Genomic DNA, 25,509 nt, shown 5'->3' with positions numbered 1-25,509 from the left:
TCACAATAACGTAATTGTTACCGGAAGAGGTTGCTATGAATCAGTCAGTGACGCGTGGAAATTTTGATGATTGGATGATGCCGGTTTACGCCCCGGCGCCTTTTATTCCGATACGTGGGGAAGGATCGCGCCTGTGGGACCAGCAGGGCAAAGAGTACATTGATTTTGCAGGCGGAATTGCGGTGAACGCGCTGGGGCATGCGCATCCGGCAATGGTGCAGGCGCTGACAGAGCAGGCCGGGAAGTTCTGGCACACCGGCAACGGCTACACCAACGAACCTGTGCTGAAGCTGGCGAAGCAGCTGATTGACGCCACCTTTGCCGACAAAGTGTTCTTCTGTAACTCAGGGGCGGAAGCGAACGAAGCGGCGCTGAAGCTGGCGCGCAAATACGCCCATGACAAATTCGGCCCGCAGAAAAGCGGCATTGTCGCCTTCAAAAATGCGTTCCACGGCCGCACGCTGTTCACCGTCAGCGCGGGCGGTCAGCCTGCTTATTCGCAGGATTTCGCGCCGCTGCCGCCGCAGATCCAGCATGCGGTTTATAACGATATCGATTCCGCCCGGGCGCTGATTAACGATGATACCTGCGCGGTGATCGTCGAGCCGATCCAGGGCGAAGGCGGCGTGGTGCCTGCCACCCCGGCGTTTTTGAAAGAGCTGCGCGCGCTGTGCGACAAGCACAATGCGCTGCTGATTTTCGACGAAGTCCAGACCGGCGTGGGCCGTACGGGCGAACTGTATGCCTATATGCATTATGGCGTCACCCCGGACGTGCTCTCGACGGCGAAAGCGCTGGGCGGCGGCTTCCCGATTGGGGCGTTGTTAACCCGCGATGAGTTCGCAAGCGTGATGGTTGTTGGCACACACGGCACGACCTACGGCGGTAACCCGCTGGCCTGTGCTGTGGCAGGCGTAGTACTGGGCATGATCAACACCCACGAAGTGCTGAACGGCGTCAAACAGCGTCACCAGTGGTTCACCGAACGTCTGACGGCAATCAACGCCAAAGTTGGCCTGTTCGACGACATTCGCGGCATGGGGTTGCTGATTGGCTGTGTGCTGAAAGCGGAATATGCCGGTAAAGCGAAACAGATAAGCCAGCTCGCGGCCGAAAATGGCCTGATGGTGCTGATCGCCGGGGGCAACGTGGTTCGCTTCGCGCCTGCGTTGGTCATCAGCGAAGAAGAGGTGAACACCGGCCTCGACCGCTTCGCGAAAACCTGCGAACGCTTTGTCTCTGAGGTGTCATCATGATGGTGATCCGCCCGGTCGGACGCGAGGATTTGTCCGGCGTGATGGCACTGGCAGGGAAAACTGGCGGCGGTCTGACGTCGCTTCCCGTGGATGAAAAGACGCTCGCGGATCGCATTGAGCGCTCTATTAATACCTGGAACGGCAGCCTGGACAAAGGCGATCAGGGCTACGTTTTCGTGCTGGAAGATACCGAGCAGGGGCGCGTCGCGGGGATCTGCGCCATTGAAGTGGCCGTTGGCCTGCACGATCCCTGGTACAACTACCGCGTGGGGACATTGGTCCACGCCTCAAAAGAGTTGAACGTTTACAACGCATTGCCAACGCTGTTTTTGACGCACGATCACACCGGCAGCAGCGAACTGTGCACGTTGTTTCTCGATCCGGACTGGCGCAAAGAGGGCAACGGCTATCTGTTGTCGAAATCCCGATTCCTGTTCATGGCGGCTTTTCGCGACCGCTTCAACGAAAAAGTCGTGGCCGAAATGCGCGGCGTTATCGACGAGCACGGCTATTCGCCATTCTGGGAAAGCCTCGGCCAGCGCTTCTTCTCCATGCCGTTTGCCAAAGCAGATTACCTCTGCGGTACCGGCCAGAAAGCTTTTATCGCCGAGCTGATGCCGAAGCACCCCATCTATACCGATTTTCTCACCGAAGAGGCGCGGGCGGTGATTGGCGAAGTGCATCCGCAAACTGCGCCAGCCCGTGCCGTGCTGGAGAAAGAAGGGTTCCGTTACCGTAATTACGTCGATATTTTCGACGGTGGCCCGACGCTTGAGTGCGACGTGGACCGCATTCGTGCGATCCGAAAAAGCCGTATGGTGGAGGTTGGTGAAGGACAGCCCGCGCCGGGGGAGCTGCCGACATGCATGGTGGCGAACGAGAACTACGAGCACTTCCGCGTGATGCTGGTGCAGGCCGATCCGCACACCAATAAACTGTTGCTGAGCGCTAAACAACTGGATGCCCTGAAATGCCACGCGGGCGACCGTGTACGACTGGTTCGTCTTTGCCCTGAGGAGAAAAAAGCATGAGTCTATGGATCAACGGCGACTGGGTCGCCGGGCGCGCAGAGGCACGCAGCAAAACCAATCCTGTCACCCACGAAGCCGTGTGGCGCGGGAATGATGCGGATGCAGATCAGGTCAATGAAGCGGTGAAAGCGGCCCGCGCTGCGTTTCCTGCATGGGCGAAATTGCCGTTCAGCGCCCGGCAGCAAATTGCGGAAAAATTTTCGGCTCTGCTGGAGTCACACAAGGAAGCACTGACTGAAGTCATCGCCCGCGAAACCGGCAAGCCGCGCTGGGAAGCGGCCACGGAAATCGGGGCGATGATCAATAAAATTGCGATTTCGGTGAAAGGGTATCACGGCCGCACCGGCGAGCAGGAAACCCCGATGGCCGACGGCACGTCAACCCTGCGTCATCGGCCGCACGGCGTGCTGGCGGTATTTGGTCCTTATAATTTCCCCGGTCATCTGCCGAACGGACACATCGTGCCTGCGCTGCTGGCGGGGAACACCCTGGTCTTCAAACCGAGTGAGCTGACGCCGATGAGCGGCGAAGCCGTGGTGAAGCTGTGGGAGCAGGCGGGATTACCGGCGGGCGTGCTGAACCTGATTCAGGGCGGCCGCGCGGTGGGAGAGGCGCTGAGTTCACAGGCGGATCTCGATGGCCTGCTGTTTACCGGCAGCTCGAACACCGGTTTCACCCTGCACCGCCAGCTGGCCGGGCAGCCGCAGAAAATCCTCGCCCTCGAAATGGGCGGCAATAACCCACTGATTATCGATGAACCGCAGGATCTGGATGCCGCCGTTCACGTCGCCGTCCAGTCTGCATTCATTACTGCCGGGCAGCGTTGCACCTGCGCACGTCGTTTGTTGGTCAAGCGCGGCGAGGCGGGGGATGCTTTCCTCAAACGCCTGGCCGAAGTGACCCGCCGCATTATCCCTGGCAGCTGGAATGCCGAACCCCAGCCGTTTATCGGCGGCCTGATTTCCGAACAGGCGGCGCAGAACGTGCGTACCGCATGGCTACAGCACGTGGCTAACGGGGGTGTAACGCTGCTGGAACCGCGGTTGCTGGAGCCTGGCACATCGCTGGTCACGCCGGGCATCATCGACATGACCCAGGTGCAAAATGTGCCTGATGAAGAAGTATTTGGCCCGCTGCTGTGCGTGTGGCGGTATGACGAGTTCGATGAGGCCATCACGCTTGCCAACAATACCCGCTATGGCCTTTCCTGTGGCCTGGTGTCCGCCGAACGTGAAAAATTCGACCAGCTGCTGCTGGAAGCGCGGGCCGGGATCGTCAACTGGAACAAACCGCTGACCGGCGCCGCCAGCACCGCGCCGTTTGGCGGCGTGGGCGCTTCGGGCAACCATCGTCCCGGAGCCTGGTATGCCGCAGATTACTGCGCATGGCCGATGGCAACGCTTGAATCCCCCGCGTTGGTGCTGCCGGGCACCCTGAACCCTGGCCTGGATTTTTCCTCTGAGGTGGCATCATGAAAGCCTGGGAAGTGAACTTTGACGGGCTGCCCGGGCTGACGCACCACTACGCCGGACTGTCGTTCGGCAATGAGGCGTCGACGAAGCACCGTTTCCGCGTCTCCAACCCGCAGTTGGCCGCGAAGCAAGGGCTGCTGAAGATGAAGGCGCTGGCAGATCTGGGCTATAAGCAGGCCGTGCTGCCGCCGCAGGAGCGCCCGAACGTGCTGCTGCTGCGTCAGTTGGGTTTCACCGGCAGCGATGAGCAGGTGCTTTCGAAGGTTGCTGCTCAGGCTCCTCAATTGCTCTCTTCGGTCAGTTCTGCTTCGTCAATGTGGGTGGCAAACGCCGCGACGGTTTGTCCTTCTGCGGATGCGCTCGACGGCAAGGTGCATCTGACGGTGGCTAACCTGAATAACAAATTCCACCGCGCCAGCGAGGCACCAACCACTGAGGCGGTGCTGCGGGCGATTTTCAGCAATGAACAGGCCTTCGCCGTTCACGGCGCGCTGCCGCAGGTGGCGATGTTTGGCGATGAAGGGGCGGCGAACCATAACCGCCTGGGCGGTGAGTATGGTCAGCCGGGCCTGCAGCTGTTTGTTTATGGTCGCGAAGAGAGCGGCCATCATCAGCCACAGCGTTACCCGGCACGTCAGACGCTGGAGGCCAGCCAGGCCGTAGCACGACTCAATCAGGTGAATCCGCAGCAGGTTGTTTTTGCGCAGCAAAACCCGGGCGTGATCGACCAGGGCGTGTTCCATAATGACGTGATCGCGGTCAGCAACCGTCAGGTGCTGTTCTGCCATCAGCAGGCTTTCCTCAATCAGCCGCAGCTATTGGCGCAGCTTCGCGAGCGCGTGCCGGGCTTCACGCCTGTTGAAGTGCCGACTTCCCGCGTATCAGTCAATGATGCGGTGGCGACCTACCTGTTCAACAGCCAGCTGTTGAGCAAACCCGACGGCAGCATGATGCTGGTGCTGCCGAAAGAGTCGCAGGAGCATCAGGGCGTCTGGTCTTATCTCAATGATGTACTGGCGCAGGATAACCCGATCAATGAGCTGAAAGTGTTTGACCTGCGTGAAAGCATGGCCAATGGCGGAGGCCCGGCGTGTCTGCGCCTGCGCGTGGTGCTGAACGAAGTGGAAATGCAGGCAGTGAACCCGTCGGTTCTGATGAACGATCGTCTGTTTGACACCCTGAACACCTGGGTTGACCGTTACTATCGCGATCGTCTGATTCAGGCAGATTTAGCCGATCCGCAGCTGCTGCGCGAAGGGCGCGAAGCGCTCGATCAGCTGACGCAGATTCTGGGTCTGGGTTCGGTTTATCCGTTCCAGCAATAAAGGAGGCGGCATGAAGGACTTTCTGGCGCTGACGCTCGATGGCGAAAAACCGGCGCAGACGCAGGGTGAAACGGAACAGTTTTACTGGCAATGGCATGAGGTGGGTCTGCTGGAGCTAACGCCGTTTGCACCCTGCTCGCGGGCGATGGTGCTTTCGGCAGGCATTCACGGCAACGAAACGGCACCGGTAGAAATGCTGGATTCGCTGTTGCAGAACCTGTTTACGGGCGCAATCACGCTGAACTGGCGGCTGCTGGTGGTGCTGGGCAATCCGCCCGCGCTGGCGAGCAATAAGCGCTATTTACACAGCGATATGAACCGGATGTTCGGCGGGCGCTGGCATGAGTTTGTGCCGTCGCTTGAGACGGCGCGTGCGGCGAGGCTTGAGCACGCACTGTCGCAGTTCTGGCAGCCGCTGGATACCGTGCGCTGGCATCTGGATTTGCACACCGCGATCCGCGGGTCGCACCATGTCCGTTTCGGTGTGCTGCCGCTGCGCAAAGAGCCGTGGGATGAGGCTTTCCTGCACTGGCTCGGGGCCGCAGGGCTTGAAGCGCTGGTGTTTCATCAGAGCCCGGGCGGCACTTTTACCCACTACAGCACCGAGCGCTTCAGCGCACTGGCCTGTACCCTTGAGCTTGGCAAAGCGCTGCCGTTTGGTCATAACGACCTGAGACAGTTTGCCGCTACGCAGCAGGCGCTGGCTCAACTGTTGGGCGGTGACATCGCCTCTGCGCCTTTGCCGCTGAAGTATCGCGTGGCGCAGCAAATCACCCGCCATGATGACCGCTTTGTGCTGCATATGTCGAACGAGACGCTGAACTTCACGCCCTTCAGCGAAGGGACCCTGTTGGCAGAAGAGGGCGAGGCAAGCTGGCGGGTGAAGCATGAAACAGAGTACGTCCTGTTCCCCAATCCCAATGTGGCACCCGGCCTGCGGGCAGGGCTGATGCTGATACGGGAGGAGTAGTGAGAAAAAAACGGCGATGAACAGGCTTATCGCCGTTTTATTTTTTATCTGAATAAATCTCTTTTAAGGCAAAATTGCGGACTATTCTTATAAACCGCTTTTTAATTAATCGCGATTGCGCTAGACTTCTTCATAATTCCTTCCAGAACAGTAAGTTAGATATTAATTTTTATCACTCTCCATCATTTTTCCTTATTTTCTTCATAATTGGTTAAAACTCCGTTTTTATACTTTCATTGTTTTACGCTTGCTCTGACTGATTGACGTTTAAGCCCGTAAAGTTAATCACGTCAACACGGCGCACTGTTGTTAAGAACGCAGTAAAACGCGCCGTAAAAAATAACTGATAGTAAGGAACGTATGATGAAAAAGCTGACCTCTCTGATTCTTGCCTCTACCCTGGCGCTGGGCGCAACCGGCCTGGCACACGCAGTTGAAACCACGGTAACGGGTACCACTGATGCCGCACCGATGATGCATCACAAAGGCAAGCCGGGCATGCACCATGACATGATGTTCAAAGGCCTGAACCTGACCGATGCACAGAAACAGCAGATCCGCGACATCATGAAAGAGCAGCGCGGCAAAATGCAGCGTCCGTCCCTCGACGAACGTCGCGCCATGCATAGCCTGATTGCCAGCGACACCTTCGACAAAGCGAAAGCTGAAGAGATGGTGAGCAAAATGGAAGCACAGCACAAAGAGATGGCTGTCTCCCGCATGGAAACGCAGAACAAGATCTACAACATTCTGACCCCGGAACAGAAAAAACAGTTTAATGCCAATTTTGAGAAGCGTCTGACAGAACGTCACGCGCCGGAAGGTAAAATGGCACCCGACGCTGAGTAATTCAGCCTCACAGTCTTAAAGACCGCCGGTCTTGCCCATACGCCAAATCAGGCTGTGGGCAGGACCGGCGGTTTTTCTTTGTCTGCCTCTTGCCAGTTGCCGCATTCCCGGTATGCTCCTTAGCAACCACCCGTTGACTCTTTTTTCCCGGATATCAGGCGATTACCCTAAACACGCGTAAAGCTGCTAAGGCTCCGACCTCCTTGTGCCGATACTCCGTCTGTGGTGAAAAAAATGATAATAACCAGGGCTGCCTTTGACGCGGCCTGAGTCGTTCTTCAGGAGTGATGATGGAATATTTTGACGTTCGCACGATGCCGATCAGTCTGTGGAAAAATGGCGCGGGTGAAACGCGCGAACTTTGCTGCTTCCCGCCCGGCACCCGCGATTTTACCTGGCGTGCCAGCATCGCTTCTATTGCGGGTAGCGGCGAGTTTTCGGCATTCCCAGGCGTCGACAGGGTCGTAACGCTGCTGGAAGGCGGCGAGGTGACGCTGGACGGCGGCAAGGCTTTCCATCACAGGCTGAAGCGTTTTCAGCCGTTCGGCTTTGCCGGAGAGCAAACGGTGCGTGCAGAGCTTTCCGAAGGGCAGATGTCGACGGATCTGAATATCATGACCCGCCGTGAGCGCTGTCAGGCAAAAGTGCGCGTGGCAGACCGGACCTTTACTACCTTTGGTGCACGCGGTGGCATGGTGCTGGTGCTGAGCGGGGCATGGCAGCTTGGCGATAAGCTGCTGACCGCCGATCAGGGCGCATTCTGGCAGGACGAGCAACACACGATACGCCTGCTGAAAGATGAAGGAAAAATTCTCTATACCGCGATTAGCCTGAATCCAGCCTGGCCGTCAGAGGCGGTCAGTCAGATCGAGAATTTCAGCCTCGCCGGATAACAAAGGCTTGCAGAGAATTTTGTAGCCGTCGTGATCGAACCCGGCAGGCAGACGGCTCAGTGCTTCTGCCTCCGCAAGTGAACCGACCGAGCCCAGCCACAGCCAGTTGTGAATGATGTGGTACTCGGTCATCTCCTCGCTGCTCTCTTTTAGCGCTATTGCGCCTTTCCACGGCCAGCAGGTGAGCTGCAGTTTTGCCAGCGCAGCCATCAGCCGCTGCTGGTGCGCTTCCAGGCTTTCTTTCCCGCAGCAGGCTCCGGCGCAGCGTTTCAGGGCAGAGCGAAAACAGCCGCGCCCACGAGTGAGCGTTTCCAGCCCCAATAATCCATAGCACAGCTGATTTTCATCGGCGATAGCCTGCAAGGCTTGCAGCGCTGCGCGCCGGTTGGCGAACAGGCCAAACAGGCCCGACTGATGGGCGAAATCTATCTCTTTGGCATACACCACCTGCGGCTGTGCATCTTTCAGAAGCAGGGAGCAGAGTTGGCGGTTGCGGCGCAGACGCTTGTTGAACAGCGGCTGCTGTTCTTTGATAAGCCGTGCCTCCAGCAGCAGCGCACCGATTTCGCCTGCGGTGCGGGTCCAGGTGATACGCCGGGACTGACGAAGCAGGCTGGCTTCTTCGGGGGTGCGCAGGTGCGACAGAATACGGCTCCGCAGATTGACGCTTTTGCCGATATAGAGCGGCAGCGTCTCGCTTTCGCCGAGAAAAACATAAACGCCGGGCAGGGAGGGTAGCGCTTCAAGCGACGGACGCAGATGTTCGGGGTATTCATAGATTGCCGCTGCTTCAAACTCCAGCCGCGGGACAGACTGACGACGGGCCACAGGTACTCCTGATGCTGTTTATTTATCCAGTGTAGCAGCCAGGAATGAAATGCGGAAGGTGAAAAAACGCCCTGATGACAGGGCGTGGCAGATTAACGTTTCCAGAAATCGTCAAACACCGTGATCGGCGGACGGCGCTTGTGCTCCGTCTTCAGGTACCAGCCTTCGATGATTTTGGCGGTTCCGGCGTCAACCGTTTTGCCTTCCAGATAATCGTCGATGTTATCGTAAGTCACGCCGAGTGCGGCTTCGTCCGGCAGAGAAGGGCGGTCGTCCTCGAGGTCAGCCGTTGGGGCTTTCTTATAGAGATGCTCCGGGCAACCGAGGGACGCTAACAGCTGTTTGCCCTGGCGTTTATTAAGGCGGAAAATCGGGTTGATGTCGGTGCCGCCGTCGCCGTATTTGGTGAAGAAACCGGTGATGGCCTCAGCGGCATGATCGGTGCCAACCACTACGCCCTTAACCATGCCCGCAATGCTGTACTGCGCCTTCATGCGCTCGCGCGCTTTTTCGTTGCCGCGCACAAAATCGCTCAGCTCAATACCTGCCTCGCGCAACGCCTGCTCGCTTGCCAGCACAGCGCCTTTAATATTGACCGTCAGCACGCGGTCCGGCTGGATAAACTCAATGGCATCCTGGCAATCCTGCTCATCAGCCTGTACGCCGTACGGCAAGCGCACGGCAATAAACTGCAGGCTGTCGTCGCCACTCTCTTTGCGCAGCTCGCTGATGGCCATCTGGCACAGTTTGCCGGTCAACGTAGAGTCCTGGCCGCCGCTGATGCCAAGCACCAGTGATTTAATGAACGGATATGTCGTCAAATAGGATTTGAGAAAGTCCACGCTGCGGCGGATCTCTTCCTCGCTGTTAACCTGCGGTTTCGCCCCGAGTGCCGCGATAATCTCTTGCTGCAGAGCCATTTACCCCTCCCAGAATGATTCGTCGTGTATCTGCTAAAGCTACCTCTTTGCCGGGAAAACGACAAGGATCACAGTTTTGAGTGGCGCAAAATGAGGCGATTCAACAGGAAATCTCATTTTTAGTAGAACTTTCCTAAAGTTATCCCATTTCAGACCTGAGGTTGAAAAATACCACTCTTTATTCCAGGCTTATAACACACTGATAAAAAAGAGGACGGAATATGAACAAGAACGTAGCGGGAATTTTAGGTGCAGCAGCAGTATTGACCATGTTGGCGGGTTGTACCGCTTACGATCGGACCACGGATCAGTTCACGCAGCCGGTCGTTAAAGACGTCAAAAAAGGCATGAGCCGTGACCAGGTTATGCAGATTGCCGGTAAGCCGTCATCTGAGATCACAATGATTCATGCGAAGGGGACTTGTCAGACCTACATCCTGGGTCAACGGGATGGTAAAGCTGAAACCTACTTCGTCGCACTGGATAACACCGGACACGTGATGAATTCCGGCTATCAGACCTGTGCCGAGTACGATACCGACCCGCAGGCTGCCAAGTAGCCAACTCACATAATCTGCTGAGTTATGCGAAAGCCCGACCTTTGAGTCGGGCTTTTTGTTGAGAAATCATGCTTATTTAATTGCGCGAATTATTTGGCCAAAATGTGAGGGTAGTCATAACCGAAGGTCAATGAGAGACAATTTAGGTCTACCAGGAATTATCTTGCCCCGATTCAATGCCGTATACTGACCCCATAAACACAAAGTAACAATTCGTTACCATCATTACACCCCCTGTTGAGACTGGATGCATCAGCAGGTAGTGGTCAGAAAATGCAAATTGAGGAAGCGAGTATGGAAAAGAAACATATCTATCTGTTCTGTTCTGCGGGCATGTCCACCTCTCTGCTGGTGTCGAAAATGCGAGCCCAGGCTGAGAAATACGAAGTACCGGTCATTATTGAAGCATTCCCTGAAACCCTCGCGGGCGAAAAAGGCGAAGCGGCCGATGTCGTATTACTGGGCCCACAAATTGCGTATATGTTGCCAGAAATTCAACGTCTGCTGCCAAATAAGCCAGTGGAAGTGATCGATTCTATTTTGTACGGCAAAGTAGATGGTTTAGGTGTGCTTAAAGCCGCTGTTGCCGCCATTAAGAAAGCCGCAGCGCAATAATTTTTTTATTTTGATTTAATTTTCCCGTCAAAGAGTAATTTCACACACAATCGCCGTCGTCATTGGATGACGGTCATTAAGGGTATTTTCTATGAGTAAAGTTATTAGCTCTCTTGAAAAGGTACTCCTTCCTTTTGCTGTAAAAATAGGAAAGCAGCCGCACGTCAATGCGATTAAAAACGGCTTTATTAAGTTAATGCCGTTGACCCTCGCAGGGGCCATGTTTGTTCTTATCAACAACGTGTTTTTGAGTTTTGGCGAAGGTTCGTTTTTCTATTCGATGGGCATTCGGTTAGACGCTTCCACCATTGAGACCCTGAATGGTTTTAAAGCCATCGGCGGCAACGTGTACAACGGTACGTTGGGCATTATGTCGCTGATGGCGCCTTTTTTCATAGGCATGGCGTTAGCTGAAGAACGTAAAGTCGATCCTTTTGCAGCCGGACTGCTGTCCGTAGCAGCATTTATGACCGTGACGCCGTACAGCGTGGGCGAAGCCTATGCGGTAGGGGCGAACTGGCTCGGTGGGGCAAACATCATTTCCGGTATTGTCATTGGCCTCGTGGTCGCGGAAATGTTCACCTTTATCGTTCGTCGTAACTGGGTGATTAAGCTGCCAGACAGCGTGCCGGGCTCCGTTTCCCGCTCGTTCTCAGCGGTAATCCCTGGCTTCATTATCCTTTCTATCTTCGGCGTGATTGCCTGGGCGCTGACCCACTGGCAGACCAACTTCCACCAGATCATCATGGATTCCATTTCTACGCCGCTGGCGTCGATGGGTGCCGTAGTGGGCTGGGCGTATGTCATCTTTACTTCACTGCTGTGGTTCTTCGGCGTGCACGGTTCTCTGGCGCTCACCGCGCTGGACAACGGCATCATGACGCCATGGGCGCTGGAAAACATTCAGATTTACCAGCAGTACGGTTCTGTTGAAGCGGCGCTGGCGGCAGGCAAATCGTTCCACATGTGGGCGAAGCCGATGCTGGATTCCTATATCTTCCTCGGCGGTACAGGTGCAACACTGGGTCTGATTATCGCCATCTTTATCGCTTCACGCCGCGCTGACCATCGTCAGGTTGCGAAGCTGGCGCTGCCGTCAGGCATCTTCCAGATTAACGAACCGATTCTGTTTGGCCTGCCAATCATCATGAACCCGGTTATGTTCATCCCGTTCGTGCTGATTCAGCCACTGCTGGCCGCCATCACCATGTCTGCCTACGGTCTGGGGCTTATCCCGCCAATCACCAACCTGGCACCGTGGACGATGCCAACCGGTCTGGGCGCGTTCTTTAACACCAACGGAAGCGTAGCTGCACTGCTGCTGGCACTCTTCAACCTCGGCATCTCGGTTCTGGTTTACCTGCCATTCGTGGTGGTGTCGAACAAAGCACAGGCCGTCATTGACGAAGAAGAAAGCGAAGAAGACATCGCTAACGCACTGAAATTCTGATGTAACGCGGTGCGGGGTTAGCGCCCCGTACCGCCAGACGTAAGAGGGAATAAATATGTTCGATCTGGATCATATCGTGGCAGACACAGAGGTTAAGGAAAGCGACCTCGAAGAAGTGGTAATGGGCCTTATCATCAACTCCGGACAGGCACGCAGCCTGGCCTACACCGCACTGAAGCAGGCCAAGCAGGGCGATTTCGTTACGGCGAAAGCCACCATGGAACAATCCCGCGTGGCGCTGAGCGAAGCGCATCGCGTACAGACCCAGCTGATTGAAAACGACGAAGGTGAAGGCAAAATGAAGGTCAGCCTGGTGCTGGTTCATGCGCAGGATCATCTTATGACCTCAATGCTCGCTCGCGAGCTGGTTGCCGAATTGATTGAGCTTCACGAGAAGGTACAATAACGGGCAGATACCACGATGAGGCAACCTAAGATGACGACCCTGGAAATCAGTACCGCGCTTGAACAGCAGCTGTTTAACGGGAAAAATTTCCATGTCTTTATCTACAACAAAACCGAAAGCATCAGCGGGCTGCATCAGCATGACTACTACGAGTACACCCTCGTACTGACCGGGCGCTATTATCAGGAAATCAATGGCAAACGGGTGATGCTGGAGCGCGGAGACTTCGTCTTCATCCCGATGGGGTCGCACCACCAGAGCTTCTACGAGTTCGGCGCGACCCGCATTCTGAACGTTGGCATCAGCAAGCGCTTCTTTGAAGAGCACTATCAGCCGCTGCTGCCGGGCTTTCTGGTGGCCTCTCAGGTCTACTCGGTTAAGAGTCCCTTTCTCAGCTATATAGAGTCGGTAATTGCTTCGCTCAATTTCCGTGAAAGTGAATTTGATGAGTTTATTGAAGTTGTCTCATTTTATGTGATTAACCGCCTGCGCCATTTCCGTGAAGAACAGGCACTGGACGTTGTCCCTCAGTGGTTAAAAACCACCGTGGAAGAGATGCACGATAAACATAAATTTGGTGAAGGTGCGCTGGAAAATATGGTGGCGCTGTCCGAAAAGTCTCAGGAATATCTGACCCGGGCAACCCAGCGTTATTACAGTAAAACGCCAATGCAGATAATTAATGACATCCGCATTAACTTCGCCATGAAGCAGCTTGAAATTACCAATTACACGGTGACCGATATTGCGTATGAATCAGGTTACAGCAGCCCGAGTCTTTTTATTAAGACCTTTAAAAAGCTGACCTCTTTCACCCCAAGCCAGTATCGCAAACAGCTCACCGTGATTAATTAACGCCGTGCGGTTTACCGCACGCACCGAATTCGTTTAGCTATCCGCATCTGCGTGGAGGTTTCGCCACACCTGGATTGCGGATCACGAGGGAGAAAGTTATGAGCCATAAATTAAAAGTTGTGACCATCGGCGGCGGCAGCAGCTACACCCCGGAATTACTGGAAGGTTTTCTCAAGCGTTATCACGAACTGCCCGTGACAGAACTGTGGCTGGTGGACGTGGAGGGCGGTCAGGAGAAGCTCGACATCATCCACGCCCTGTGCGAACGCATGGTACAGAAAGCGGGCGTGCCGATGACCGTGCACAAAACCCTCAACCGTCGTGAAGCGTTGAAGGATGCGGACTTCGTCACTACTCAGCTGCGCGTCGGCCAGCTGCAGGCGCGTGAGAAAGATGAGCGTATTCCACTGAGCCACGGCTATCTCGGCCAGGAAACCAACGGCGCAGGCGGCCTGTTCAAAGGGCTGCGCACCATTCCGGTGGTTTTCGACATCATTAAAGACGTGCAGGAAATTTGCCCGGACGCGTGGGTGATTAACTTTACCAACCCGGCCGGGATGGTGACCGAAGCCGTTTACCGTCACACCAATTTCAAGCGTTTTATCGGCGTGTGCAACATTCCGGTGGGGATGAAAATGTTCATCACCGACGTGCTGAAGCTCTCTGAAAGCGACGATCTCTCCATCGATCTGTTCGGCCTGAACCACATGGTGTTCATCCGCGACGTTATCGTAAACGGTGAGTCCCGCTTTGCTGAACTGCTGGACGGCGTAGCCTCCGGCAAGCTCACCGCTAACACCGTGAAGAACATCTTCGATATGCCGTTCAGCGAAGGGCTGATTCGCTCCCTGAACCTGCTGCCGTGCTCTTATCTGCTGTACTACTTCAAGCAGAAAGAGATGCTGGCGATTGAAATGGGCGAATACTACAAAGGCGGCGCGCGTGCGCAGGTTGTGCAGAAAGTTGAGAAGCAGCTGTTCGATCTCTACAAAGATCCGGACCTCAACATCAAGCCGAAAGAGCTGGAGCAGCGCGGCGGGGCATACTATTCCGATGCCGCATGCGAAGTGATTAACGCTATCTACAATAACAAGCAGACCGAGCATTACGTCAACGTGCCGCATCACGGCCACGTCGATAATATTCCGGCAGACTGGGCTGTAGAAATGACCTGCATTCTCGGCAGCGAAGGCGCGAAGCCACACCCACGCCTGACTCACTTCGATGATAAAGTGCTGGGTCTTATCCACACCATTAAAGGCTTTGAAGTGGCGGCCAGCCATGCAGCGCTGAGCGGTGAATTTAACGATGTGCTGCTGGCGCTGAACCTGAGCCCGCTGATTCATTCCGACAAAGACGCTGAGGTCCTGGCCCGCGAGCTGATCCTCGCCCACGAGAAGTGGCTGCCGAACTTTGCCGAAACGGTGAAAACCCTCAAGCAGTAAAAGGAGTTGCAGATGGAACGCGTGCTAATCGTTAACGCCGATGACTTCGGCCTGAGCAAAGGGCAGAACTACGGCATTGTCGATGCCTGCAAAAACGGTCTGGTCACCTCTACTACCGCGCTGGTTAACGGCGCGGCTATCGAACACGCGGCCCAGCTGAGCCGCTGTTTACCGGAGCTGGCCGTGGGAATGCACTTTGTGCTGACGCTCGGGATGCCATTGTCTTCAATGCCGGGCCTGACGCGCGAAGGCAAGCTCGGGAAGTGGATCTGGCAGATGGCGGAAGAAGACATCCTCCCGCTCGAGGAAATTGCCCGCGAGCTGGATTGTCAGTATCACCGTTTTGTCGATCTGTTCGGCTGCGAGCCCACGCATTTCGACAGCCACCACCATGTGCATATGATCCCGCAGATTTTCCCGATTGTGGCGGCATTCGCCAAAGCAAAAGGGGTGGCGATGCGCGTTGATCGGCAGGTACAGAAGCTGCACGGCCTGGACGATCAGGGCGTGCGCAGCAGTGACGGTTTTGCCAGCGAGTTCTACGGCGAGGCCATCACCGAAGCGCTGTTCCTGCAAACGCTGGAAGCCTCTGCTCAGGCAGGTGAATCGTCGCTGGAAGTGATGTGCCATCCGGCTTTTGTCGACAACACCATTATGGGCAGCGCTTACTGCTACCCACGTCTGACGGAACTGGACGTACTCACTTCGCCTTCGCTGAAATACGCGGTGGCGGAGCGGGGTTACCGTCTCGGTAGCTATCGCGACGTATAGAATGTCACGCCTGGTGCCCGGTTTTGTTGCGGGCACCGTGTTAGGGGTTAGGCCGGGCGACTGTTCCCGGCATTTTTTTGCCTGACGCTAACCCGCTCACCGTTTTTCCGCAACAATGACACGCAGAGCGCGACGATTGCCGCCACGATCGGCTATGATAGGGCTTTCCCGACTCTGTTTTCCGTTCTGGTGCTTTTCCGCTTATGAAACCGCTGCGTCAACAAAACAACCGTCCAGTTATCAGCTATGTGCCGCGTGTCGAACCGGCTCCGCCCGATCATGCCTCGAAAGTAGATGGCTTTCGTGACGTGTGGCTGCTGCGGGGAAAATACGTGGCGTTCGTGCTGATGGACAACCGTTTTAAGCGTTCGCAGGCGTTTAGCGTGCCGGAATCAGCTCAGCGCTGGGCGGTGCAGATGCGTCAGGAAGGGGAAGTAGAAGAGTAACGCTTCCCCATCGCGGGGAAGCGTGAGTACAGATCAGTTCCACATCGCAAGGATGGGCCAGCCGACGAGCAGCAGCAGCGAGATGTAAATCACGCCAAAAATGGCCCCCAGCCGCCAGTAGTCCTTCGACTTTACGTAGCCGCAGCCGTAGATGATAACGCCCGGACCTGTGGCGTAGGGCGTCAGGCAGCCCATAATCCCAATCGACAACACCAGCAGAATGCAGAGATGCTCCATCGGCACCCCAGGGATCCCTTTGCCTACGGCCAGGATCACCGGCAGCATCGTGGCCGTATGTGCGGAGAGGCTGGCGAACAGATAATGGGCAAAGTAAAAAACCAGCACCAGCACGATAACCGTGGTATTGGCGGAGAAGCCCTCCAGATGCGTGCTCATGGTGGCAGCAAACCAGCCGATAAACCCTGAGCGGGTCAGACCGCTCGCCATAACGACCAGCGTTGCCAGATTCACCAGCGTATTCCAGGCGCTGTTATAACGGGTTATCTCTTTCCACGGCACAACGTGTAGCGCAAGCATCAGGGAAACGGCCAGCAGACCCACCGCCGTTGCATCAATGAAGTCGCCGCCAAATACCCAAAGCGCCAGGCTCAGCAGAACAAGGCAAATCAGCGTGAGTTCCTTTCGCGACAGGGCGCCCATCTCTTTAAGCGCATTGCCCGCCCAGCCGGAAACCTCTTCGCTGTGGGTAATTTCGGGCTTGTACAACACGTATGAGAGCCACGGGGCAACGATCAGCAGCAGGATGCCGACGGGCAAAAAGCTCAGAAACCACGTTAGCCAGCTAATTTGTATACCCGCGATTTTGTTGACGAACTCCAGCCCCAGCACGTTGGGCGCCGCTCCCGTCACAAACATGGAGGAGCTAAGGCTGGTACTGATCACCATCATCCACATCAGATAGCCGCCGATGCGGCGGGAAGAGGGATCGTTGGGAAAAGACTGAAATAAGGGCGGCAGGTTTTTGATCACCGGAAAAACGGTACCGCCAGTGCGCGCGGTGTTTGAAGGAGTGAATGGTGCCAGCAGGATATCGATTATCACAATCGCGTAGCCGAGCGTCAGCGTGCGTTTTCCCATGAATTTGACCATAAACAGGGCGATACGTCTGCCGAGGCCGGTGACCTCATAACCCAGCGCGAAGATAAAGGCACCAAACACCAGCCAGACGGTGGTGCTGGAAAAACCAGCCAGCCCCCATTTCAGTGCTTCTTTTCCTGCGTTAAACGCCGGATCGGCCAGCTCTTTGGCATCAAAGAGCAGGTAATCACTGCCAATAACGCATATCGTCATGGCAATAAAGCTTATCGCAGTAGCCGGAATGGGTTCGAGGATCATGCCAACAATCATCGCCACGAACACGGCGAAGAAGTGCCATGCCTGCGGGGGCATGCCGTCGGGTACCGGAATGATTAACATCACGGCCATCACCAGCAGAGGGGCTATCAATTTCCATATGTTCTCTTTTGATACGGACATAGCTGAAACTCCTGTAAGGATTTTTATAGAGTTACCTTTCGGTTAAGCGGGACAGTTCATCTAAAAAGAGGGTGACAATCAGCAGGTCGGCGCTGCCGCCCGGGCTCAGGTTGCGGGCAATACACTGCCGGTTGAATTCGTGCAGGGAGCGCAGGTCCACCTCCCGACGGACGCTGCCATGATGCAGCAGGGTTCTTGCCCGTTGCTGCATCCAAAGCAGCCCTTGCAGACCGCCACGTGAAGCGACGTTGGTGTCGCCGTTGTATGCCATCAGCACCAGCAGCGTATCGAGCCATACCCGACCGGAGGGAAGGCGCAGGCTGCGCAATTTTTGCACATGCGGTAGCGCAAGATTACGCACCAGCGGATAGCCGGTTTCTGCCTGACCCCGAGCCCCGGTGAGGCCCAGCGTCTGATACAGGCGCTGGCCTGCGGTTCCCTGCAGGTTGCCGGATTGCAATTCGCGAGCGGTTAGCCCACGGCAAAATGCCGCCGCAGTCGAACAAATGCTTTCCGAAGTAAGAGGCAGGCGATGCTCATGCAGGCGTCCCACTGCCGCGCAAAGCAGCCCAAGCGAAAAGATGCTGCCCTTATGGGTATTCACCCCTCCCGTTGCCCGAAACATATCGGCCTCGCAGGCAAGGCCTGTTTGCCGCAACCCGGGCAAAACGGCTGTTTCAGCCAGCCCCGCGCTTATGGCGCCATAGCGCACAAAATCGGCAAGCCAGGGATGAATGGCATTTGCGCTGAGATAGAAATCCCTCAGCGTCATATCCTTGTGCGCGCCGCTGTTGTGGCGATCCACAAGGCCTGGCTTAGGGGAAAGCTCCACTTCGGCAATCATTGCCCGCCAGGCCAGTTCAGCCACCTGTTCTGCCAGCGAATCCTCAGCGCTGCGGTGCGTTTTCGGCATCATGCAGTAGTCTCTCCATGTGGTTGAGCAATTCGTTGACCGAATGCGCACGCTCCCTGGCGCAAAGGCGGGCATCCCTTTCGCACAGCAGGCAGCGGCGAGGGGGGTGCGCAAGCGCCTGACGGGTCAGCAATTCTCCCTGAGGCATGAAGACGTCGATATCCCACAGCCTGCCCAGCGGGTGATGCTGCTCCAGGGCGATGCAGGCCTGCTTGAGTGCCAGAGCGGGGGCATCAACGGCCAGTAACCCTTCAGCGCCTGTTGCCAGCCCGAAGCAGCGCTGGTGAACTATTTGCCAGCCGGACGCGGCAAGCATCTGGCGCAGAGAACGGATGCCGTGGTTGAAAATACGGCGCGACAGTTCGCTGTCCTTGATTGGGCCTGGTGCCACTGTGGTAAAGGAAATCAACGGAGTGGCATACGTTGTCTGCCATTGCTGCTGGCGTGTCTGCCGGGCATCCCGGCTGGCAAGCAGTTCGGGCAGTGCGATCGTGCGACGGTTCGCGCAGGTGACATAGAGCGGCATGGTTTACTCCTTCACCTGATGAACAACATCAATCACTGAGCCATCGCGATAGCGCACCACGGCGATAACCCGATCGGTAAATTCAATAGGGTGCGGTTGCCCGGTGAGGATGTCTGCCCGCTCGCGCAGCCACTCAATGGATACCACCTTCAGTCCTGCATTTTTGAGGTGATCTGCCAGTTCAGGGCGCGCCGGATTGACGGCGATACCGTGATCGGTGACAAGAATATCCACGCTTGAACCCGGCGTGACGCAGGTGGTGACCTGGTCTACCAGAGTGGGAATGCGGCCACGCACCAGCGGGGCAACGATAATGGACACGGCAGCGGCGACGGCTGTGTCACAGTGACCGCCGGAGGCGCCGCGCAGCACGCCGTCTGAGCCGGTCAGGACGTTAACGTTGAACCGCGTGTCAATTTCCAGCGCGCTGAGGACAACCACATCCAGCCGGTCAACGCAGGCACCTTTTGATCCCCAGTTGGCGTACTCATTAGCGCTGATTTCAATGTGCTTCGGATTGCGGGCGAGGGACTCTGCGGCCGCCCGGTCAAAGCTCTGCACGTCGAGCAGCGTATGAATCAGCCCCTTTTCATGCAGATCAACCATGGTGGAGGTAATGCCGCCGAGGGCGAACGCGGCCTGGACGTTGCGCTGGCGCATTTTATCTTCCAGAAAACGGGTGACCGCCAGCGACGCACCGCCCGTGCCGGTTTGCAGGGAGAAACCGTTTTTGAAAAAACCGGAGTTCACTACAACGTCGGCGGCGCTACGGGCGATCAGCAGCTCGCGGGGATTGGAGGTCATGCGTGTGGCATCGGCCCCGATTTTGTCCGCATCGCCGACCTGTGCAACCTGCACAATTAAATCGACCCGATCCTGGCTCAGGCTGGCAGGCGTGTGCGGGTAGGGCAGCAGCGTTTCGGTGAGTAACACCACCTGCCGCGCGTTTTCGGCATCGACTTTGGCATAGCCCAGAGAACCGCAGCAGGCCTTGCCCGTAAAGCCGTTGGCGTTGCCAAAAGGATCGCAGGAGGGTACGCCGAGAAAGGCGACATCAATGTTCAGCTCCCCGCTTTCTACCAGATGTACGCGCCCGCCGTGGGAGTGAATCTGCACCGGTTCAGCCAGCAGGCCGCGAGAGATAGCTTCCGCCAGCGGGCCACGCAGGCCGGAAGTATAAATCCGGGTAACGACCTGATTGCGGATGTGTTCGACCAGCGGGGCATGGCAGTCGCTCAGGGAACTGGAGGCCAGCGTCAGGTTTTTGAATCCCATACTGGCTATCACGTCCATTACCTGGTTCAGCGTCAGATCGCCATTACGAAAGGCGTGGTGAAACGAAATCGTCATGCCGTCTTGCAGCCCGGAGCGACGGATCGCCTCTTCAAGGCTGGTGCAAAGCTTCCGGTCGCGGGGCTTTTGCGTTTGCAGGTTCAGTTTGGAAACAGGTACATAGAGTGGGGGCGTACCGTCCACTCGGCTATGCCAGATGGCTGTACGTTCCTGTCGGGAGGTCAGTGTCATGATGAGTCCTTATTCTTGACGAATGCCTGAAAGCGTCGCGCGTGATAGCACCAGACGCGCACGTTCGATAACCGGGCTGTCCACCATCTTCCCGTTGAGCGACACCACGCCGCGCCCTTCGCGCGCTGAAGCCTCAGCGGCTTCAATAACCTGCTGTGCGTGATCAACCTCTTTTCGGGTAGGCGCATAGAGGTTGTGCAACAGCTCAATCTGACGTGGGTTGATCAGTGATTTGCCGTCAAAACCCAGCTGTTTGATGTGCGCGGCCTCGTGAAGAAAACCGGCGTCGTTGCTGGCATCGGAGTAGACGGTATCGAATGCCTGGATCCCGGCGGCGCGGGCCGCCTGCAAAATGGCACAGCGCGCGAAGAGCAGCTCCACGCCCTCCGCTGAACGTTCTGTGCGTAAATTCCTGACGTAGTCTTCAGCGCCTAATGCTATGCCGATCAACCGCGGCGAAGCGTTGGCAATGGCGACGGCTTCGGTGATCCCTTGCGGCGATTCGATGGCCGCCAGAAGCCCTGTGCTGCCGGGTTCGCGGCCGCACTCTGCCTCAATGCGGGCGATTTCGCTTTCGATATCCGTCACGTCCTGCGCGGTATCGGTTTTCGGCAGGCGCACAATGTCTGCCCCGCCGCGTACAACGGCCTCCAGGTCAGCCAGGCCATACGCCGAATCCAGGGCATTTACACGGACGATGGTTTCACGCTCCCGGTAAAGCGGGTGCTGCAGGGCGTGATACACCAGGCGGCGGGCTGCATCTTTCTCGCGCAGGATGACCGAGTCCTCAAGGTCGAACATCAGTGCATCCGCGCCGTAGATAAAGCCGTTACTCACCATCGCGGCGTTGGCTCCGGGAATAAACAGCATGCTGCGTCGGGTGCGAGATTTGCGTAGCTGGGCGGAAGTCGGGGTCATGCTCGATCCTCCCATGGCAGGGCGCTGAGCCCGCTGGCACGGGCCAGCAGGGTTTCGAGACGAGCCCGAAGCACGCAGTCGAGCGCACCTTTATCGTCGATGATGAGCTGTACGCCGCGCACGTCGTAGCGGCTGAGAATTTCGTACAGCGTGGCGCGAATGGCCTCGCCAAACTGCTTTTCGACGCTGCTGCTGATTTGCAGGTCTATTTCTTCACTGTCCAGAGGGGAAATGCGGATCATCACATCGCCTGACTCCAGGGTGCCGGCGACGGCTGCATGGGTAATGTTCATTTTTCACCTGTCATTGATGCGGAAAGGGATTCTTTGTTCACGGCGATCATTTGTTGCAGATAAGCGCTGGTGGCTTTCGGGACCAGCCGGGCGATAGTCGCTAAATCTTTTTTCACCAACAGCCGACGTACCCAGGATGCGGAAATTGCTGTGCCCTGATACTGCAGACGCTCAATTTCAACCAGTTGAATGGGCGGTGAATGCCATGCCGGATCGGCCAGCCTCTGGCGCATATCGTGGTTGTAGCCTGCAGTGACCGTACAAAAGGGCTCGGTACCGACGAAGCGGTGCGTGATACCGAGCGCCGGGGCGAGATGCTGACGAAAGATTTGCAGGTCAATTTCGGTATAGCAGTGGTTGATCACGCTCTGCTCTTTGATGAAGTAGCAGGGGAAAGTGGCGCGCGAGATCATGTATTCCGAACCGCGGTGCACGGTAATACCCGGAATATCAGCGGTACCGGCACGCACCAGTGCCAGGCGATCTTCATAAGGAAAACGCGACGTGTCCTCCTTCACCAGAAACACATGCAGCCAGTCACACTGCGCCGCTGCGGTCTGGATCAGGTATCGGTGTCCGTTGGTGAAGGGGTTCGCATTCATAACGATACAGCCGATTTTGTCGCCGCTTTGGCGCAGCGTCGTCAGGTAGCTGGCATAACGTTGCAGCCGGGTTGCGCTGTTTTCCATTAATACCATCACGGCCGGAACGCTTGCGAGCGTATAAAAACCGCATTGCTTAAACAGGGCTTCGTTATGGCTTTTGGTGTAAATGAATAAATTTGTGCGCTGCTTTTCATACGCCAGATTGATTAATTCGGTGGCAAGCGTCAGGGCCAGGCCTTCACCGCGCGCTGATTCATTGATGGCGACGCATTTAATAATATTCCCGGCTATACCGCCGCAGGCTATCAGCGAATCATTGCGAGTTACGGTAATAAAAACCTCTACCGTGGTATCGATACTCAGGTCGTTTTCGCGCAGGAATTGCGTAATGGCGGCGATTTTTTTATTTTCCGCACGTTTGACCTGCGTAAATACGGGTTGGGACAGCATGGGGCAAAACATCCTGTTTTTTACGCTGCCGATTTGGCAACGAGACTGATAACAATGCGTTGCAAATTAATAACATTTGCAACGCTAAAACGATTCTTCATCACGCATGCCGCGATAATACGAGCTGTTTTTGATTTAATTGTTGAGCTGTTTCACAAACGACAGGCTGTTTTAAATTGGCTAATGGTTTTTATTTATTTAATTATTTTTAATGCAGTTAATAAGGTGGTGCTTATTTTCTTAATTGTTTTTATTTGTGCAATCCATAACGAAACGGGTGGGAATCACTGGACGCAGCGAAAGCAAAACCATTACATTTTCAGGGTTATCAGGGAGAGGCCAGGTCCGGCACAAGGAAACGATCATGTCAGAAAAAAAATCGGGAGGAAGACTGGCTTTCTTTTATCGTCTTGCTTTTCCACTGCGTATTTTTCTGCTGCTGCTGTTAATGTCCTCGCTATTAGTCGCGGCCCTCGGCCAGTATCTCTCGGCAAGCTTTGAAGATTATCTCACCCGGCAGGTGCGCGATATGGCGATGAATCAGGCCAAAATTATTGCGGCCAACGACAGCGTCGTGGCGGCGGTGAAAAGCAGGGATACCGCCCGTCTGTCGGCGATAGCCAGCAAGCTGGCCGGGGGCTCAGATCTCGATTATGTGGTCATTGGCGATAAGCACTCCATTCGTCTGTATCACCCTAATCCTGAGAAAATCGGGCAGCCAATGCAGTGGACCAGGCCAGGCGCGCTGGAAAAGGGTGAAAGCTACTTTATTACCGGCAAAGGTTCGATAGGCATGGCAATGCGGGCAAAAACGCCAGTATTTGATGAACGCGGGCAGGTTATCGGCGTGGTGTCGCTGGGCTACCTGGTCAGTAAAATCGACAGCTGGCGGCTGGATTTTATTTTGCCGATGGCGGGCGTGTTTGTGCTGCTGTTGCTGATTTTGCTGCTGCTCTCCTGGCTGTTTGCCGCCCACATTCGCCGCCAGATGTTGGGGATGGAGCCGCGGCAGATTGCGCGGGTGGTACGTCAGCAGGAGGCGCTGTTTGGCTCCGTATTTGAGGGGCTGATTGCGGTCGACCCCGAAGGACACATCACCGCGATTAACCGTAACGCCCGCAAGATGCTGGGCCTGAGTTCGCCGGGGCGGCAGTGGCTCGGCAGGCCCGTTGCGGAAGTGGTCCATCCAAGCGCGTTTTTTACCGAGAGCATTGCTGAAAAACGGCAAGATGTCATGTGTACCCTGAACGGTCTGAACGTCATCGCCAACAGGGGCGCAATACGTTCCGGGACCGAAATGCTTGGGGCCATTATCAGCTTTCGCAGCAAGGATGAAATGAGTGCCCTGAATGCTCAACTGACGCAGATTAAACAGTACGTGGAGAGCCTGCGGGTGCTGCGGCATGAGCATCTGAACTGGATGTCTACGCTGAGCGGCCTACTGCAGATGAAAGAATATGACCGTGTACTGGAGATGGTGAAGGGCGAATCTCAGGCCCAGCAGGCGCTGATAGATCGCCTGCGCGGTGCTTTCTGCGATCGCCAGGTCGCCGGGTTGCTGTTCGGCAAGGTACAACGTGCGCACGAGCTGGGGCTTAATCTGCATATTGTGGAAGGCAGCCAGCTCCTGCAATTACCGCCAGGACTGGACAGTACCGAATTTTCCGCCATTGTCGGCAACCTGCTGGATAACGCATTCGAGGCAAGCCTGCACAACCCTGAAGGCGATAAAACCGTTGAGCTCTGGCTCAGCGATGAGGGGCCGGAGGTGGTGATTGAAGTGAGCGATCGCGGCTGCGGCGTCCCGGATGCGCTGCGTCACACCATTTTCAACAAGGGCGTGAGCACACGGGAGAAAGATGCTGGCGAACACGGCCTTGGCTTATATCTGATTTCCGGCTATGTGGAGCGTTGCGGAGGCGTGATTACGCTCGAAGATAACGATCCCACAGGGGCTCTGTTTTCCGTTTTTATACCGAAAGTGAAACGCAATGATGGCACAACCTCTGACGATTTTGATTGTTGAAGATGAGACGACGCTTGCCGAAATGCATGCCGAGTTTATTCGCCAGTTTCCCGAATGCAGCCAGGTGTGGCTGGCTGGGAATCTGACTCAGGCGCGCGCGATGATCGCCCGTCTGCGTCCTTCGCTCATTCTGCTTGATAACTATCTGCCGGATGGCAAGGGCATCACCTTACTGCATGAACTGATCCAGGCCCACACACCTTGCGGCGTGATTTTTACCACCGCAGCGAGCGATATGGATACCGTCTCAGAAGCGGTACGCGGCGGGGTCTTTGACTATCTGGTGAAGCCGGTTTCCTATGAACGACTTCATCAGACGCTGATGCGCTACCAGCAGCGGATGCAAATGCTGGCGCATACCGCCAGCGCCAGCCAGCGTCAGATTGACCAGATGTTCAACGCCTACGCGCGCGGTGAGCCCAGGGCGGAGCTTCCGGTCGGTATCGATGGCCTGACGCTTGAGAAGGTTCTGGCGCTGTTTCCTGACGATGAAATCAGCCATACCGCAGAAACGGTTGCTCAGACGCTTAAGCTAAGTCGGACGACGGCCAGGCGCTATCTGGAGTATGCCGCAGGCCAGCAGCGGATTCGGGCTGAGATTGTCTACGGCAAGGTCGGGCGGCCGCAGCGCAGTTACCGAGGGGCTGAGACATAAAAAAACGGTG

At 56.1% G+C, this 25,509-nt stretch carries 26 protein-coding genes; 17 read left to right on the top strand and 9 right to left on the bottom strand.

Annotated features, from left to right (window positions below):
- The first annotated feature begins 35 nt into the window (after nt 1-35).
- From CRO87_RS01420 to ves, 7 genes are all read left to right on the top strand, one after another.
- A complete protein-coding gene (locus CRO87_RS01420; RefSeq protein WP_097161144.1) occupies nt 36-1,256 on the top strand; it encodes an aspartate aminotransferase family protein in 1,221 nt (406 codons plus the stop codon).
- Nucleotides 1,253-2,287: an arginine N-succinyltransferase gene (gene astA, locus CRO87_RS01415; RefSeq protein WP_097161143.1), complete on the top strand. Its 1,035-nt coding sequence runs from the start codon at nt 1,253-1,255 to the stop codon at nt 2,285-2,287. Before CRO87_RS01420 ends, astA begins: the two co-directional genes overlap by 4 nt.
- Nucleotides 2,284-3,762 carry a succinylglutamate-semialdehyde dehydrogenase gene (astD, locus tag CRO87_RS01410; RefSeq protein ID WP_097161142.1) on the top strand — a complete coding sequence of 493 codons (1,479 nt, stop codon included), beginning with the start codon at nt 2,284-2,286 and terminating at the stop codon, nt 3,760-3,762. The genes astA and astD overlap by 4 nt, the downstream gene beginning before the upstream one ends.
- Nucleotides 3,759-5,084 (top strand): N-succinylarginine dihydrolase, encoded by a 1,326-nt coding sequence (astB, locus tag CRO87_RS01405; protein WP_097161141.1) that lies wholly within the window; start codon nt 3,759-3,761, stop codon nt 5,082-5,084. The genes astD and astB overlap by 4 nt, the downstream gene beginning before the upstream one ends.
- A gap of 10 nt (nt 5,085-5,094) precedes the next feature.
- Entirely contained in the window at nt 5,095-6,054 is a 960-nt protein-coding gene (gene astE, locus CRO87_RS01400) for a succinylglutamate desuccinylase (RefSeq protein WP_097161140.1), read from the top strand.
- A gap of 360 nt (nt 6,055-6,414) precedes the next feature.
- Nucleotides 6,415-6,903: an ATP-independent periplasmic protein-refolding chaperone Spy gene (gene spy, locus CRO87_RS01395; protein ID WP_176504243.1), complete on the top strand. Its 489-nt coding sequence runs from the start codon at nt 6,415-6,417 to the stop codon at nt 6,901-6,903.
- A 290-nt stretch (nt 6,904-7,193) separates the two neighbouring features.
- Nucleotides 7,194-7,796, top strand: coding sequence for an environmental stress-induced protein Ves (gene ves / locus CRO87_RS01390; protein WP_097161138.1), 603 nt, complete (start codon nt 7,194-7,196; stop codon nt 7,794-7,796).
- On the opposite strand, the gene cho is transcribed toward ves, so the two are convergent.
- Nucleotides 7,752-8,624: an excinuclease Cho gene (gene cho / locus CRO87_RS01385; protein WP_097161137.1), complete on the bottom strand. Its 873-nt coding sequence runs from the start codon at nt 8,622-8,624 to the stop codon at nt 7,752-7,754. The two genes, ves and cho, sit on opposite strands and share 45 nt — an antisense overlap.
- Nucleotides 8,625-8,716: 92 nt before the next feature.
- Nucleotides 8,717-9,544: an ammonia-dependent NAD(+) synthetase gene (gene nadE / locus CRO87_RS01380; protein ID WP_097161136.1), complete on the bottom strand. Its 828-nt coding sequence runs from the start codon at nt 9,542-9,544 to the stop codon at nt 8,717-8,719.
- Nucleotides 9,545-9,765: 221 nt separating this feature from the next.
- On the opposite strand from nadE, the gene osmE reads away from it, so the two are divergent.
- The 8 genes from osmE to cedA all read left to right on the top strand — a co-directional run bounded on the left by osmE (nt 9,766) and on the right by cedA (nt 16,092).
- Nucleotides 9,766-10,104, top strand: a complete 339-nt coding sequence (osmE, locus tag CRO87_RS01375) for an osmotically-inducible lipoprotein OsmE (protein WP_097161135.1) — start codon at nt 9,766-9,768, stop codon at nt 10,102-10,104.
- Between the two features lie 273 nt (nt 10,105-10,377).
- Nucleotides 10,378-10,719 carry a PTS N,N'-diacetylchitobiose transporter subunit IIB gene (gene chbB / locus CRO87_RS01370; RefSeq protein WP_097161134.1) on the top strand — a complete coding sequence of 114 codons (342 nt, stop codon included), beginning with the start codon at nt 10,378-10,380 and terminating at the stop codon, nt 10,717-10,719.
- Nucleotides 10,720-10,810: 91 nt separating this feature from the next.
- The gene (gene chbC, locus CRO87_RS01365; RefSeq protein WP_097161133.1) at nt 10,811-12,169 is read left to right on the top strand and encodes a PTS N,N'-diacetylchitobiose transporter subunit IIC; all 1,359 of its coding nucleotides are present in this window, start codon (nt 10,811-10,813) and stop codon (nt 12,167-12,169) included.
- 55 nt (nt 12,170-12,224) lie between these two features.
- Complete coding sequence (gene chbA / locus CRO87_RS01360) at nt 12,225-12,575, top strand: PTS N,N'-diacetylchitobiose transporter subunit IIA (protein WP_097161132.1); 351 nt, start codon at nt 12,225-12,227, stop codon at nt 12,573-12,575.
- 30 nt (nt 12,576-12,605) lie between these two features.
- The gene (gene chbR, locus CRO87_RS01355) at nt 12,606-13,430 is read left to right on the top strand and encodes a transcriptional regulator ChbR (RefSeq protein WP_097161131.1); all 825 of its coding nucleotides are present in this window, start codon (nt 12,606-12,608) and stop codon (nt 13,428-13,430) included.
- A gap of 98 nt (nt 13,431-13,528) precedes the next feature.
- Complete coding sequence (locus CRO87_RS01350; protein ID WP_097161130.1) at nt 13,529-14,875, top strand: 6-phospho-beta-glucosidase; 1,347 nt, start codon at nt 13,529-13,531, stop codon at nt 14,873-14,875.
- Nucleotides 14,876-14,887: 12 nt separating this feature from the next.
- Nucleotides 14,888-15,646, top strand: a complete 759-nt coding sequence (chbG, locus tag CRO87_RS01345; RefSeq protein ID WP_097161129.1) for a chitin disaccharide deacetylase — start codon at nt 14,888-14,890, stop codon at nt 15,644-15,646.
- 203 nt (nt 15,647-15,849) lie between these two features.
- Entirely contained in the window at nt 15,850-16,092 is a 243-nt protein-coding gene (gene cedA, locus CRO87_RS01340; RefSeq protein WP_097161128.1) for a cell division activator CedA, read from the top strand.
- A gap of 33 nt (nt 16,093-16,125) precedes the next feature.
- On the opposite strand, the gene CRO87_RS01335 is transcribed toward cedA, so the two are convergent.
- From CRO87_RS01335 to citC, 7 genes are read right to left on the bottom strand one after another with little or no spacing between them, the layout of a single operon-like run.
- Nucleotides 16,126-17,589 (bottom strand): anion permease, encoded by a 1,464-nt coding sequence (locus CRO87_RS01335; RefSeq protein WP_097161127.1) that lies wholly within the window; start codon nt 17,587-17,589, stop codon nt 16,126-16,128.
- A 31-nt stretch (nt 17,590-17,620) separates the two neighbouring features.
- Nucleotides 17,621-18,505: a triphosphoribosyl-dephospho-CoA synthase CitG gene (gene citG / locus CRO87_RS01330; protein ID WP_097161126.1), complete on the bottom strand. Its 885-nt coding sequence runs from the start codon at nt 18,503-18,505 to the stop codon at nt 17,621-17,623.
- Entirely contained in the window at nt 18,477-19,028 is a 552-nt protein-coding gene (gene citX / locus CRO87_RS01325) for a citrate lyase holo-[acyl-carrier protein] synthase (protein ID WP_097161125.1), read from the bottom strand. The genes citG and citX overlap by 29 nt, the downstream gene beginning before the upstream one ends.
- 3 nt (nt 19,029-19,031) lie before the next feature.
- Entirely contained in the window at nt 19,032-20,552 is a 1,521-nt protein-coding gene (gene citF, locus CRO87_RS01320) for a citrate lyase subunit alpha (protein ID WP_097161124.1), read from the bottom strand.
- 9 nt (nt 20,553-20,561) lie between these two features.
- A complete protein-coding gene (locus CRO87_RS01315; protein ID WP_097161123.1) occupies nt 20,562-21,470 on the bottom strand; it encodes an aldolase/citrate lyase family protein in 909 nt (302 codons plus the stop codon).
- Nucleotides 21,467-21,763 (bottom strand): citrate lyase acyl carrier protein, encoded by a 297-nt coding sequence (gene citD, locus CRO87_RS01310; protein WP_097161122.1) that lies wholly within the window; start codon nt 21,761-21,763, stop codon nt 21,467-21,469. The genes CRO87_RS01315 and citD overlap by 4 nt, the downstream gene beginning before the upstream one ends.
- Nucleotides 21,760-22,818 (bottom strand): [citrate (pro-3S)-lyase] ligase, encoded by a 1,059-nt coding sequence (gene citC, locus CRO87_RS01305; protein WP_097161121.1) that lies wholly within the window; start codon nt 22,816-22,818, stop codon nt 21,760-21,762. The genes citD and citC overlap by 4 nt, the downstream gene beginning before the upstream one ends.
- A 364-nt stretch (nt 22,819-23,182) precedes the next feature.
- Between citC and dpiB the strand changes: the two genes are divergently transcribed.
- Both dpiB and dpiA read left to right on the top strand, forming a co-directional pair.
- A complete protein-coding gene (dpiB, locus tag CRO87_RS01300) occupies nt 23,183-24,844 on the top strand; it encodes a sensor histidine kinase DpiB (RefSeq protein WP_097161120.1) in 1,662 nt (553 codons plus the stop codon).
- Nucleotides 24,813-25,499: a two-component response regulator DpiA gene (gene dpiA, locus CRO87_RS01295; RefSeq protein WP_097161302.1), complete on the top strand. Its 687-nt coding sequence runs from the start codon at nt 24,813-24,815 to the stop codon at nt 25,497-25,499. The genes dpiB and dpiA overlap by 32 nt, the downstream gene beginning before the upstream one ends.
- Nucleotides 25,500-25,509: the final 10 nt, after the last annotated feature.

This window comes from Enterobacter sp. CC120223-11, from assembly GCF_900215375.1.
GTDB lineage: Bacteria > Pseudomonadota > Gammaproteobacteria > Enterobacterales > Enterobacteriaceae > Scandinavium.
The sequence above is the reverse complement of the archived record's forward strand: the minus strand, read 5'-3'. Positions and strand labels throughout refer to the sequence as shown.

What these genes read in the sequence shown, in the direction of transcription:
- CRO87_RS01350 (WP_097161130.1), top strand. Translation starts at nt 13,529, where the DNA reads ATGAGCCATAAATTAAAAGTTGTGACCATCGGCGGCGGCAGCAGCTAC.
- astD (WP_097161142.1), top strand. Translation starts at nt 2,284, where the DNA reads ATGAGTCTATGGATCAACGGCGACTGGGTCGCCGGGCGCGCAGAGGCA.
- chbB (WP_097161134.1), top strand. Translation starts at nt 10,378, where the DNA reads ATGCAAATTGAGGAAGCGAGTATGGAAAAGAAACATATCTATCTGTTC.
- astE (WP_097161140.1), top strand. Translation starts at nt 5,095, where the DNA reads ATGAAGGACTTTCTGGCGCTGACGCTCGATGGCGAAAAACCGGCGCAG.
- citG (WP_097161126.1), bottom strand. Translation starts at nt 18,505, where the DNA reads ATGATGCCGAAAACGCACCGCAGCGCTGAGGATTCGCTGGCAGAACAG.
- CRO87_RS01335 (WP_097161127.1), bottom strand. Translation starts at nt 17,589, where the DNA reads ATGTCCGTATCAAAAGAGAACATATGGAAATTGATAGCCCCTCTGCTG.
- dpiA (WP_097161302.1), top strand. Translation starts at nt 24,813, where the DNA reads ATGGCACAACCTCTGACGATTTTGATTGTTGAAGATGAGACGACGCTT.
- citD (WP_097161122.1), bottom strand. Translation starts at nt 21,763, where the DNA reads ATGAACATTACCCATGCAGCCGTCGCCGGCACCCTGGAGTCAGGCGAT.
- CRO87_RS01315 (WP_097161123.1), bottom strand. Translation starts at nt 21,470, where the DNA reads ATGACCCCGACTTCCGCCCAGCTACGCAAATCTCGCACCCGACGCAGC.
- citX (WP_097161125.1), bottom strand. Translation starts at nt 19,028, where the DNA reads ATGCCGCTCTATGTCACCTGCGCGAACCGTCGCACGATCGCACTGCCC.
- citC (WP_097161121.1), bottom strand. Translation starts at nt 22,818, where the DNA reads ATGCTGTCCCAACCCGTATTTACGCAGGTCAAACGTGCGGAAAATAAA.
- cedA (WP_097161128.1), top strand. Translation starts at nt 15,850, where the DNA reads ATGAAACCGCTGCGTCAACAAAACAACCGTCCAGTTATCAGCTATGTG.
- astA (WP_097161143.1), top strand. Translation starts at nt 1,253, where the DNA reads ATGATGGTGATCCGCCCGGTCGGACGCGAGGATTTGTCCGGCGTGATG.
- astB (WP_097161141.1), top strand. Translation starts at nt 3,759, where the DNA reads ATGAAAGCCTGGGAAGTGAACTTTGACGGGCTGCCCGGGCTGACGCAC.
- nadE (WP_097161136.1), bottom strand. Translation starts at nt 9,544, where the DNA reads ATGGCTCTGCAGCAAGAGATTATCGCGGCACTCGGGGCGAAACCGCAG.
- spy (WP_176504243.1), top strand. Translation starts at nt 6,415, where the DNA reads ATGATGAAAAAGCTGACCTCTCTGATTCTTGCCTCTACCCTGGCGCTG.
- osmE (WP_097161135.1), top strand. Translation starts at nt 9,766, where the DNA reads ATGAACAAGAACGTAGCGGGAATTTTAGGTGCAGCAGCAGTATTGACC.
- chbA (WP_097161132.1), top strand. Translation starts at nt 12,225, where the DNA reads ATGTTCGATCTGGATCATATCGTGGCAGACACAGAGGTTAAGGAAAGC.
- dpiB (WP_097161120.1), top strand. Translation starts at nt 23,183, where the DNA reads ATGTCAGAAAAAAAATCGGGAGGAAGACTGGCTTTCTTTTATCGTCTT.
- ves (WP_097161138.1), top strand. Translation starts at nt 7,194, where the DNA reads ATGGAATATTTTGACGTTCGCACGATGCCGATCAGTCTGTGGAAAAAT.
- citF (WP_097161124.1), bottom strand. Translation starts at nt 20,552, where the DNA reads ATGACACTGACCTCCCGACAGGAACGTACAGCCATCTGGCATAGCCGA.
- CRO87_RS01420 (WP_097161144.1), top strand. Translation starts at nt 36, where the DNA reads ATGAATCAGTCAGTGACGCGTGGAAATTTTGATGATTGGATGATGCCG.
- chbC (WP_097161133.1), top strand. Translation starts at nt 10,811, where the DNA reads ATGAGTAAAGTTATTAGCTCTCTTGAAAAGGTACTCCTTCCTTTTGCT.
- chbR (WP_097161131.1), top strand. Translation starts at nt 12,606, where the DNA reads ATGACGACCCTGGAAATCAGTACCGCGCTTGAACAGCAGCTGTTTAAC.
- chbG (WP_097161129.1), top strand. Translation starts at nt 14,888, where the DNA reads ATGGAACGCGTGCTAATCGTTAACGCCGATGACTTCGGCCTGAGCAAA.